Annotated in this window: 9 protein-coding genes; 4 read left to right on the top strand and 5 right to left on the bottom strand. The window is 69.0% G+C overall.

What is annotated here, in order from left to right; translation table 11 throughout:
• Window positions 1–965, top strand: a 965-nt coding sequence (locus EET13_RS11355) for a hypothetical protein (RefSeq protein ID WP_122442386.1), incomplete at its 5' end; no start/stop codon positions are given.
• 68 nt (window positions 966–1,033) lie between these two features.
• The gene (locus EET13_RS11350; RefSeq protein ID WP_122442382.1) at window positions 1,034–3,676 is read left to right on the top strand and encodes a circularly permuted type 2 ATP-grasp protein; all 2,643 of its coding nucleotides are present in this window, start codon (window positions 1,034–1,036) and stop codon (window positions 3,674–3,676) included.
• On the opposite strand, the gene EET13_RS11345 is transcribed toward EET13_RS11350, so the two are convergent.
• Genes EET13_RS11345 through aspS form a run of 4 tightly spaced genes read right to left on the bottom strand, consistent with a single transcriptional unit; the run spans window position 3,673 to window position 8,518 of the window.
• Window positions 3,673–4,710 carry a zinc-binding metallopeptidase family protein gene (locus tag EET13_RS11345; RefSeq protein ID WP_122442385.1) on the bottom strand — a complete coding sequence of 346 codons (1,038 nt, stop codon included), beginning with the start codon at window positions 4,708–4,710 and terminating at the stop codon, window positions 3,673–3,675. The genes EET13_RS11350 and EET13_RS11345 overlap by 4 nt on opposite strands.
• On the bottom strand, window positions 4,703–5,653 hold the full coding sequence (locus tag EET13_RS11340; RefSeq protein WP_122442381.1) for a transglutaminase family protein: 951 nt from the start codon (window positions 5,651–5,653) through the stop codon (window positions 4,703–4,705). Before EET13_RS11340 ends, EET13_RS11345 begins: the two co-directional genes overlap by 8 nt.
• A 29-nt stretch (window positions 5,654–5,682) precedes the next feature.
• Entirely contained in the window at window positions 5,683–6,714 is a 1,032-nt protein-coding gene (locus EET13_RS11335) for an FUSC family protein (protein ID WP_244603862.1), read from the bottom strand.
• A gap of 28 nt (window positions 6,715–6,742) precedes the next feature.
• Entirely contained in the window at window positions 6,743–8,518 is a 1,776-nt protein-coding gene (aspS, locus tag EET13_RS11330) for an aspartate--tRNA ligase (protein ID WP_122442380.1), read from the bottom strand.
• Between the two features lie 83 nt (window positions 8,519–8,601).
• On the opposite strand from aspS, the gene EET13_RS11325 reads away from it, so the two are divergent.
• Both EET13_RS11325 and EET13_RS11320 read left to right on the top strand, forming a co-directional pair.
• Window positions 8,602–9,489 carry an oxidoreductase gene (locus tag EET13_RS11325; RefSeq protein ID WP_211189054.1) on the top strand — a complete coding sequence of 296 codons (888 nt, stop codon included), beginning with the start codon at window positions 8,602–8,604 and terminating at the stop codon, window positions 9,487–9,489.
• Between the two features lie 243 nt (window positions 9,490–9,732).
• Window positions 9,733–9,933, top strand: a complete 201-nt coding sequence (locus tag EET13_RS11320) for a hypothetical protein (RefSeq protein ID WP_122442378.1) — start codon at window positions 9,733–9,735, stop codon at window positions 9,931–9,933.
• 139 nt (window positions 9,934–10,072) lie between these two features.
• Here the strand turns inward: EET13_RS11320 and EET13_RS30320 are convergent.
• The coding region (locus EET13_RS30320; RefSeq protein WP_168991266.1) for a hypothetical protein at window positions 10,073–11,200 on the bottom strand (1,128 nt) is incomplete at its 5' end.

Below are 11,200 nucleotides of genomic sequence, written 5' to 3'. Positions count from 1 at the left end.
CTCCTGCACCGCCGCCGGGTTACGGTGCACCGCCTCCCCCCCCGCCGGGTTACGGCGCACCGCCGCCTCCGCCACCCGGTTACGGGCAGCCGCCGGGCGGCTACTCAGCTCCCGGCTACAGCGCTCCACCACCGCCTCCCGGCTATGGTCCACCGGGAGCACCCGCGCCGGGCTACCCGTCCCAGCCGGGCATGGGTGGGACGCCGAAGTCGGGTTTCAACGTGGGCGAAGCGATCAGTTGGTCGTGGAACAAGTTCACCAAGAACGTCGCCGCGCTGGTTGTGCCGCTGGTCATCTACGGCCTGGCGATGGCGGCGGTGATCGGTATCCCGCTGGCTATTGCTTTTGCGACGTCACAGACCACGACCACCACCGTCGTGGAGTACGACTACAGCTACCACACCACGTCCGCAGAGTTTTCCGCGCTCGGCTGGATCGTGACGGTCATCGGCTACATCGCCGTGTTCTTCGTGGTGGCCTACATGCATGCCGGCCTGCTCACCGGCTGCCTCGACATTGCCGACGGCAAGCCGGTCACTATCGGAACGTTCTTCAAGCCGCGCAATGTGGGCGCCGTCGTACTCACCTCGCTGCTGCTGGTCATTGCGGCGATGGTGCTGTCATGCACCATCATCGGGCCGCTGGTCTTGGGCTTCTTCGCCCAATTCGCAATTGCGTTCGTCGTCGACAGATCCCTGTCGCCGATCGAGTCGATCAAGGCCAGCATCGCCACCGTTCGCGGCGAACTCGGCAACAGCGCGCTGTCGTGGCTGGTGCAGTACGCCGCCGTGCTGGTCGGTGAGCTCGCATGCTTCGTCGGCATGCTCGTCGGCGTTCCGGTCGCGGCGCTGGTCCAGGTCTACACCTACCGCAAGCTGACCGGTGGCCAGGTGGTCGCAATCGAGCAGGGTGCGCCCCCCGGCGCTTTTCCGCCGGGACCGCCACCGGGGCAGCAGTACGCATAGCCGAAGCCGGCCGTTTCGGCGCAGCACGCGCAGGGTAGGCGAGGGCGATCGCTGATGTTGGGGCAGTAATGGCGCCCGCAGAAGTGACCGTGGGATCGGGACGGGCAGTGACCGACGCCGACCGCCTGCTGGACGGATACCGCACCGCGCGGGCTCAGAAACCGCTGTTCGACCTGCGTGGCGGACCGGCCGCCGGCTACGACGAATTTGTCGGCACCGACGGCAAGGTGCGGCCGGCCTGGACCGAGCTGGCCGACGCCGTCGCGGAGCGCGGCCGGGCGGGGCTGGACCGGCTGCGCTCGGTGGTGCACAGCCTGATCGACCACGACGGCATCACCTACACCGGAGTGGACCCCGCCCGCGACGAGCACAGTGCCCACGGCCTGGAACCAGGTCCCTGGCGTCTGGACACGCTGCCGCTGGTGGTGTCCGCGGAAGACTGGGGTGTGCTGGAGGCCGGCCTGGTGCAGCGGTCACGTCTGCTCAACGCCGTGCTGGCGGACCTCTACGGAGCCCGCGGCCTGCTCACCGCGGGGGTGTTGCCCGCCGAGCTGGTATTCGCCCATCCCGGTTATGTTCGCCCCGCCAACGGCATCACCGTGCCGGGGCATCAGCTTTTCCTGCACGCCTGCGACCTCAGCCGGATGGCCGACGGCAGCTATCAGGTCAACGCCGACTGGACGCAGGCGCCCTCGGGCGCGGGTTATGCACTCGCCGACCGGCGGGTGATCGCACATGCGATTCCGGACCTGTACGAAAGGATCGCTCCGCGACCCACCACACCGTTCGCCCAAGCGCTGCGGCTGGCGTTGATCGACGCGGCGCCCGACGTCGCCCAGGACCCGGTGGTGGTGGTGCTCAGCCCCGGCATCTATTCGGAGACGGCCTTCGATCAGGCTTATCTGGCGACGCTGCTGGGTTTCCCGCTGGTGGAAAGCGCGGACCTGGTGGTGCGCGACGGCAAGCTGTGGATGCGCTCGCTGGGCACGCTCAAGCGCGTCGACGTGGTGTTGCGCCGCGTCGACGCCGACTACACCGACCCGCTGGATCTGCGCGCCGATTCCCGGCTCGGCGTGGTCGGTTTGGTGGAGGCCCAGCACCGCGGAACGGTGACCGTGGTCAACACGCTGGGCAGCGGCATCCTCGAAAGCCCGGGACTGCTGCGATTCCTGCCGGAACTTGCCCAGCGCCTCCTAAGCGAAGAACCGCTGCTGCCCACCGCTGCCGTCTACTGGGGCGGCATCGCCAGTGAACTCTCGCATCTGCTGGCCAATCTGCCATCACTGCTGATCAGATCCACTGTCGGGAGAAAAACCCTTGTGGGGCCGACACTTTCGTCTCGGCAGCTGGCGGATTTGGCGGCGCGGATCCAGGCGATGCCGTGGCAGTGGGCCGGCCAGGAGTTGCCGGCGTTCTCCTCGGCGCCGACCGACCACGCCGGGGTGTTGACCTCCGCCGGCGTCGGGATGCGATTGTTCACGGTCGCCCAACGCGGCGGCTATGCGCCGATGATCGGCGGACTGGGCTACGTTCTGGCGCCCGGCCCGGCCGCTTACATGCTGAAATCCGTTGCAGCAAAAGATATCTGGGTGCGACCCACGGAGCGTGCGATCGCCGAGGCGGTGACGGTCACGACGTTGCCGCCGGCGCTCAAGACCGGTGCCGGCACCCGCGCGGTCAGTTCCCCGCGGGTGCTGTCGGACCTGTTCTGGATGGGACGCTACGGCGAGCGCGCCGAGAACATGGCCCGATTGCTGATCGTGGCCCGCGAGCGCTACCACGTCTTCCGTCACCAGCAGCACACCGAGGAAAGCGAATGCGTGCCGGTGCTGATGGCCGCACTCGGCCAGATCACCGGAACCGACACCGGAGCCGCTCACGACCACGCCGAGATGATCGCTGTGGCCCCCTCGATGCTGTGGTCGATGACCGTGGACCTGGAGCGGTCCGGCTCCCTGGTCCAGTCGGTGGAAGGGCTGGCCCTGTGCGCCCGGGCGGTGCGCGACCAGCTGTCCAACGACACCTGGATGGTGCTGGCCGGCGTCGAGCGCGCCATCGCCTTGCGGTCCGATCCGCCGCAGTCGCTCGCCGAGGCCGACGCCCTGCTCGCCGAGGCTCAGGCGCAGACCCTGGCCGGGATGTTGACGCTGTCCGGGGTGGCCGCCGAGTCGTTGGTGCGCGACGCCGGCTGGACCATGATGGACATCGGCAAGCGTCTCGAGCGCGGCCTGTGGCTGACCGCACTGCTGGCCGACACGCTGACCCCGGTTCGTGGCGTGGCCGCCGAACAAACCATCATCGAGTCGACGCTGGAGGCCTGCGAGTCCTCGGTCAGCTACCGGCGCCGCACCGTGGGCAAGGTCAGCGTTGCCGCGGTGACCGACCTGATGCTGTTCGACCCGCAGAATCCTCGTTCGCTGGTGTACCAGCTAGAGCGGCTGCGGGCCGACCTCAAGGAGCTTCCCGGATCGTCGGGGTCGTCGCGCCCCGAGCGGATGGTCGACGAGATCAACACTCGGCTGCGTCGCTCCGACCCCGCCGAGCTCGAGGGTGTCGCCGACGGACGCCGCACGGAGCTGGCGGACCTGCTCACCGTGATCCATGCCGCACTGCGCGACGTCGCCGACGTGATCACCGCGACCCAGTTGACGCTGCCCGGGGGCATGCAGCCGCTGTGGGGACCCGAGGAACGGCGGACGATGCCAGCCTAATCCGGCCCGGCCGACGTCTCCCGGTCGATGACGGAGTGGATGAACTGCATCTTCTCCAACACCGCGGGCGGCAGCACAAAGGGGTACAGGTCGTCGTGGCCCATCGAGCGGTTCACCATGTTCAGCGACCACGACAACGGCAGCCACATGTCGATGATCGCGGGAAAAGCGCTGGGCCCCAACGCCGGCCGGTCGAAGGTTGCCGACGCCGGCGCGAAACCACACCACGCCGCGGTGTCCAGGGTGTCGCGGATATGCAGGTAGTGTGCGAACGTCTCGGCCCAGTCCTCGGCCGGATGCATGGTCGCGTACGACGACACGTACTCGTCGGGCCAACCCCGCGGCGCGCCGTCACGGTAGTGCCGATCCAGGGCCTGCTGGTAGTCGGCGTCCGGATCGCCGAATAACTCGGCGAAGCGCGCCCGGTGGTCGCCGCAGCGGTCGATCAGCCGGTAGAAGTAGTAGTGCCCGATCTCGTGACGGAAGTGGCCCAGCAGGGTCCGGTACGGCTCGTCCATCTCCACCCGCAGCTGCTCGCGATGAACGTCGTCGCCCTCGGCGAGGTCCAGGGTGATGACGCCGTCGGCGTGCCCGGTGATCACCTGCTCGTGCGCACTGGACAACAGCCGGAATGCCAGCCCGTAGTCCGGATCCTCGTCGCGTCCGACGATCGGCAGTTTCAGCTCGTGCAGCTCGGCGATCAGTCGCCGTTTGGCCGCCTCGGCTCGGGCGAACCCGGCCAGACCCCCGGTGTCGGCGTCGTTGGGGCGCTCCACCGTCAGCGCGCACGACGCGCACAGCCCATGGGGGTGGTTCACCGAAACCAGCCAATTGCACTGGGCCAGATGAAGATTGGCGCACAGTCGATATTCGTCGGCGGGCACCGCTCCGGCGTGCCCGGTTGCGCCGCGCTCGGCGATCACCAGCAGCGCCATCTGGTCGAGAGAAAAGCCCAGCGCGCTGCCGCAGGACAGGCATACCGAGTTCTCGAAGCTCAGGCGCTGGCCGCAGCTGGGACAGTGGAAGTCACGCATCGAATGCGTCACCGCCGAACGGCACGACGTCCACCCCGACGTCGATCACGCTGTGCTCGGAGTTGGTGTAGATGATGCCGCGCAGCGGCGGGACGTCCGCGTAATCACGGCCACGGCCGACCACGATGTAACGCTCGTCGATGAGTTGGTCGTTGGTGGGATCCAGGCCCAGCCATTCGAACTGGCCGGGCGGTCGGGGGGTCCACACCGATGCCCAGGCGTGAGTGGCGTCGGTGCCGATCATCCGGTCCTTTCCCGGCGGCGGGTCGGTGGCCAGATACCCGGACACATAGCAGGCCGCCAGCCCGTTGGCTCGCAGACAGGCGATCGCCAGCCTGGCAAAGTCTTGGCATACCCCTTCCCGGGCGGCCAGCACCTCGTCGACCTTGGTGGATACGGTGGTCGACCCGGAGCGGTAGGTGAAGTCGGTATAGATCCGCGTCGTCAGGTCGCGCAGTACCTCGACCAACGGGCGGCCCGGCACGAAGCTGGGAGCCGCGTATTGCCGCACCTCGTCGGTGATCTCCGGCGGGTTCAGATCCAGGACGAAGTCCACCGCCAGCGCGCCGCGCGGCGCAACCGGCCGGGCGGCCTCCCACGGCTGCAGCGCCGGCCCTTCCGTGAACAGCCCGCAAGCAGGCGGAGCCACGTCGACGATCGAGTCGCTGGTGATCGTCAAGGCCCGGTGCGGTTCGGTGACATGGAAATAGGAACTGATGTTGCCGTAGGTATCGCGGCTGGTGGAGCTGTCGGCGGGGGTCGGGTCGATGACCAGCCGGTGCGCGACACAGTGCTGGCGCAGGGAGGTGCGCGGCGTCAGAAACCCGCGGCCGTAGGAGCTGGTCACCACGTCGGAGTAGCGGTATTCGGTGCGGTGCGTGATCCGGTAGCGCTTGGCGGCCGGCGAGTCCGGCCACGCGTCGGCAGGCTCATCAAACGGCACGGACAACAGATCACTCCTGACTTCAGACCTTACTTCCGCGGGCTGGGAAGGTCGATCAACTGCTGTAGGTCGTCGGCACAGGCGCAGATGACGTCGGCCAGCACCACCTGATTCTTGTCGCTGGCCCCGGCTTCCAATTCCCGGGCCTGGTCTCTGGCCGCGGCGGCGTGCGCAGTCGCCGTCGCGGGTTCGTCGTCGGCAACGGCCATGCCGGCAGCGAGTTCGGTCAGCGCGATATGCACCGGAGTCGGGACCTGCCCCTGTAGAAGCCGGGTGACCGCGCGCGCCAGTTGCAGCACGCCACTGACCAGCATCGCCAGTCGCGCCGACTGTTGTTCGATGCCCAGGAAGGTGTTGCGCACGGCCCAGCGCCGGGGTGCTCGGGCGGCTACGACGGCGGTGGTGCGGGCCTCGGCCAGCCTGCTCAGCTGGTCGTGCAGCCGGTCGAAGGCCGACCTCGGCCAGCCCGCCGCGGCGCCGGCGGGATCATCGAGCACATCGGCCACCTCGACCAGGGTGGCATGCAGGGCCGCCAAGACGTCCGCGCGCGCATCGCACAATATCTGCACCGGGTTCGGCGGGAACAGCACAATGGCGAATATCAGGGCCAAACCGCCCCCGATGACCGCGTCGAACAGGCGCTCGGCCACCAAACCGGCGGTGGAGGCGAATACCAGGACCAGCACGGCCGACACGGCCGTCTGGTTGACGAACATCAACCCTTGGGCAATGAAGCCGCGCCCAGTCAGCACCGCGACACCCAGTGCGACGAACACAGCCGCCGCCATGACCGCCGGTCCGGTGCCCAGAACAGCGTGAATGCCGCCCCCCAGGACGATGCCCAGGGCCACCCCGACGATCATCTGCGCCGCGCGTCTGGCCCGCTGAACGTTGGTCGCCGACATGCACACCACTGCGGAGATCGGCGCGAAGAACGGTTGCCGGTGGTGCAGCAGGTCATGGGTCAGGTACCAGGCCAGGCCCGCGGCAACCGAGGTCTGGGTGATGGCCCACACCGCGGGGCGCAGCCGCTGCACGGCCGCACGGGCGCCGTCAGCCACCTTCGCTCGGCATCTTCGCCGGCGCGAATCACGCCCGGTCAACGCGGGTGGGCTTGGCGTCTATCCCCGACTCCTTGCGCTGCTGGGCGGTGATCGGCGCCGGCGCGTTGGTGAGCGGGTCGACACCGCCGCCGGTCTTGGGGAACGCGATCACCTCCCGGATCGAGTCCGCCCCGGCGAGTAGCGCGGTGATCCGGTCCCAGCCGAACGCGATACCGCCATGCGGCGGGGCGCCAAACGTGAAGGCCTCCAACAGGAAACCGAACTTCTCTGCCGCCTCCGCCTTGTCCAGCCCCATCACCGCGAACACCCGTTCCTGGATGTCGCGGCGGTGGATACGGATAGAGCCGCCACCGATCTCGTGGCCGTTGCAGACGATGTCGTAGGCGTCGGCCAGCACACCGCCCGGGTCGGAATCGATGTGATCTTCGAACTCGGGCTTGGGCGCGGTGAACGCGTGGTGCACCGCGGTCCAGACACCCGAGCCGACCGCGACGTCACCGGCTGCCGTGGCGTCGTCGGCCGGCTCGAACAGTGGCGGGTCGACCACCCAGACAAACGCCCAGGCATCGGGATCGATGAGGCCCAGGCGGTGCGCGATCTCGCTGCGCGCCGCACCCAGCAGGGCCCGCGACGGCTTCGGCGGGCCCGCCGAGAAGAAGATGCAGTCACCCGGTGCAGCCCCGACATGTGCGGCCAGACCGTCGCGTTCGGCATCGGTGAGGTTCTTGGCCACCGGACCGCCCAGGGTGCCGTCCTCGCCAACCAGGACGTAGGCCAGCCCACGGTGTCCGCGCTGCTTGGCCCACTCCTGCCAGCCGTCCAGCGTCCGCCGTGGCTGCGACGCTCCGCCGGGCATCACCACGGCACCCACGTAGGGTGCCTGGAAGACGCGAAACATGGTGTCTTTGAAGAACTCCGTGCATTCGACGAGCTCGAGCGCGAACCGCATGTCGGGCTTGTCGGAGCCAAAGCGCCGCATTGCCTCGGCGTAGCCGATCCGTGGGATCGGCGTCAAAATGTGGTAGCCGATCAGCTCCCACAGTGCGGTCAGGATCTCTTCGGAGATCGCGATGATGTCTTCGGTATCAACGAAACTCAGCTCCATGTCGAGCTGGGTGAATTCGGGCTGGCGGTCGGCGCGGAAGTCTTCGTCCCGGTAGCAGCGGGCGATCTGGTAGTAGCGCTCCATGCCGGCCACCATCAGCAACTGCTTGAACAGCTGCGGGCTCTGCGGCAGGGCGTAGAACGATCCGGGGTGCAGCCGGGCCGGCACCAGGAAGTCGCGCGCCCCTTCCGGGGTGGAGCGGGTGATCGTCGGGGTCTCGATCTCTACGAAGTCATGGCGCGCCAACACCGCCCTGGCCGCGGCGTTTACCTTGGAGCGCAACCGAATTGCCGATGCCGGACCGTCGCGGCGCAGGTCGAGGTAGCGGTACTTCAACCGCAGCTCCTCACCCGCGGGCTCGTCGAGCTGGAACGGCAGCGGCGCGCATTCGGACAGCACCGTCAGTGCGGTGGCGTTGACCTCGACGTCGCCGGTGGCGATCTCGGTGTTGGCGTTTCCTTCCGGGCGGATCTCGACGACACCGGATACGGTCACACAGAATTCCGCGCGCAGCCGGTGCGCCTGGGCCAGCACCTGGGGGTCGCGGAAGACGACCTGCGCCACGCCGGAGGCATCGCGCAGATCGATGAAGATGACACCGCCGTGGTCGCGGCGCCGAGCCACCCAGCCGGCCAACGTCACCCGCTGCCCGGCGTCGCGATCCCGTAGTGAACCAGCGCCGTGGCTGCGCAGCACAAGACTCCCTTTCACGCGGTCGGAATGACTGCCCAGTCTAAAGGTCCGACCCGCTGGCCCGATGAACCCGGTACTTTTGGCTCATCACACCCAACATCGCTGTGGTAGGCCCCGGTGCCGTCGGCACGACGGTGGCCGCGCTGCTGCACGCGGCCGGCCACCGGGTGCTGCTGTGCGGCCACACCCCCCGGGACGGTGTCGAACTGCGGCCTGACAACGGAGACCCCATCGTGGTGCCCGGTCCGGTGCACACCGACCCGGCCGGGATCACCGGCCCGGTTGACGTGGTGATCCTGGCGGTCAAAGCCACCCACAACGACGGCGCCCGCGGCTGGCTGGCCCGCCTGTGCGACGAGCACACGGTGGTGGCCGTCCTGCAGAACGGGGTGGAACAGGTCGAGCAGGTGCAGCCCCTGTGTCCGGCATCGACGGTCGTCGCGGGCAGCGTCTGGTTTTCCGCCGAGACCCAGCCGGCGGGCTGGGTGCGGTTACGCGGCGCGGCCGCACTGGTGCTGCCGGCCGGCGCGGCGGCGGAGGGCGTGGCCGAGCTGTTGCGCGGCGCGGGTTGCCGGGTGGACTGCGACCCCGATTTCACGACCGTGCTGTGGCGCAAACTGGTGCTCAACGCGCTGGCCGGATTGATGGCGCTGTCGGGGCGACGGTCCGGCATGTTTCGTCGCGACGACGTCGCCGCATTGTCACGCAACTATGTCGCCGAATGCCTGGCGGTGGCGCGCGCCGAGGGCGCCCAGCTCGACGACGGCGCGATCGAGGAGATGGTGGACCTGTTCCGCCTCGCTCCCGAAGACATGGGCACGTCGATCCTGGCCGACCGGGAAGCCCACCGGCGCCTGGAATGGGACCTGCGCAATGGCGTGATCATCCGCAAGGCCCGCGCCCACGGCCTGGCGACCCCGCTCAGCGATGTGGTGGTGCCACTGTTGGCCGCGGCCAGCGACGGCCCGGGCTGACGGAGTGCGAGCTGCCGCCTGGCCCACACCATGATCTTTCAGGGAAGCCTAATCTGCGGTGATAAATTTTGGTTATCGGTCGAGTGACAGAACCGATCGTGTCTGCGGGCAAGGAAGGCCGGTGCTCATCCCAGGACTTCAGGTACCATCGAAACTAGATACATCTCGATACATAGGGTCGATACATAGGGCAGGCGGTGGCGCCCCCGGCACCGGCACCAGCGATACCAACAGGAGTTCGATATGACAGAACGCAAGATTGGCCTCAAGCCGGTCGGCGCTGGAATCGCCATCGCCACTCTTGGTGTCGCGGCCGCCGCTGTCGTCGGTCACGATGAGGGCGGCCGCACACACGCGATAACCCACGAGGTCCTATTTCAGGAAAGCGACGCCTCGATCCACTCGGGGTGCTTCACCATCATCGCCGACCGCATTCCCGACTAGGCGTTTGTGCCCGCGGCTCAACACGGCAGTCAAACGAGAGTTCTTCGATAGCTTTCTCACGGTGTCACCGGCTGGCACCGGCATGCGGGCGATATCTTTGCGTGGCCCTGACGGCAAGTGGCATTGGCCTTTCCGCCAGCTACGGCGAGCCGTTGCGTCCCGGCGTACCGAACGAGCCGGCGGTGCCACCTTTGCCGCCGCTTCCGCCGTTGACGCCGTTGCCGCCGTCGCCGCCGTTTCCATATATGGACGGGGCGAACATGCCGTTGGCCGCTACTCCAGCGTTGCCGCCGTTGCCCCCGTTAGCGGCTCCGACGCCGCTACCCGCGTCACCGCCGCTGCCGCCCGAGCCGATGATGCCGCCGCCGTCGCCGCCGGCACCGCCATCGCCGCCGGTACCGGTGGGAGCCGCGCCGCCGCGCCCGCCGGTGCCGCCCACCCCGGCCCCAAGGCCTCCAGCAATGCCGCCGTTGCCACCGTCGCCGCCGGTGCCGCCGGTGCCGGTGGCAGACCCACCGTCCCCGCCGGCGCCGCCGCCGTACACACCCCAGAGCGCGTTGATGCCACTGCCATTGCCACCCGCCCCGCCGGTGCCACCGGCCCCGGTGGCGGCGCCACCATCCCCGCCGGCGCCACCGTGAAACAGGCCAAACCCCAGCAAGTCCACGGCCAAGGTGAGACCGCCGCCACCGCCGGCCCCGCCGGTTCCGGTGGTAGCTGCGCCACCCGCGCCGCCGTCGCCCGCCAGCACCACGTCGATTGCAGCGATGCCGTAGGAAGCGCCGGCACCGCCGAAACCACCGCCGCCGCCACTGGTACCGGCGCCGCCGTCGCCACCGGCGCCGCCGATGCCAATGCCGGTTACCAGGGGGCTGTAGGCGATGCCCAGGCCGCCGTTGCCGCCGCCTCCGCCGCCTCCCGTGGCAGCATCGCCGCCGTGTCCGCCGGCCCCGCCCACCGCGACGAACAGGCTCCCGGCGTTGCCGCCGCCACCACCGCCGCCGCCAAACCCAGTGGTGCCCGGGCCGCCGCTGCCGCCGGCCCCGGCAAAGGCGGCGAGCGCACCGGAAGCGCTGCCGCCGTCACCGCCCTGGCCCCCGTTGACCCCGGCGCCGGTGCCGGTGCCGGCGTGCCCGCCGGCACCGGCCAACGCAACGAACAGAGCTTCACCGCCGCCGCCGTCGCCGCCGGACCCGCTGGTACCCGGGCCCGCGGCGCCTCCGTGCCCACCGATGGCGGCAAGTAGGCCGTAGGCGCTGCCGCCGGC

This window comes from Mycobacterium attenuatum (assembly GCF_900566085.1).
In the GTDB taxonomy this organism is placed as follows: Bacteria; Actinomycetota; Actinomycetes; order Mycobacteriales; family Mycobacteriaceae; genus Mycobacterium; species Mycobacterium attenuatum.
The sequence above is the reverse complement of the archived record's forward strand: the minus strand, read 5'-3'. Positions and strand labels throughout refer to the sequence as shown.

What these genes read in the sequence shown, in the direction of transcription:
- EET13_RS11320 (WP_122442378.1), top strand. Translation starts at nt 9,733, where the DNA reads ATGACAGAACGCAAGATTGGCCTCAAGCCGGTCGGCGCTGGAATCGCC.
- EET13_RS11345 (WP_122442385.1), bottom strand. Translation starts at nt 4,710, where the DNA reads ATGCGTGACTTCCACTGTCCCAGCTGCGGCCAGCGCCTGAGCTTCGAG.
- EET13_RS11350 (WP_122442382.1), top strand. Translation starts at nt 1,034, where the DNA reads ATGGCGCCCGCAGAAGTGACCGTGGGATCGGGACGGGCAGTGACCGAC.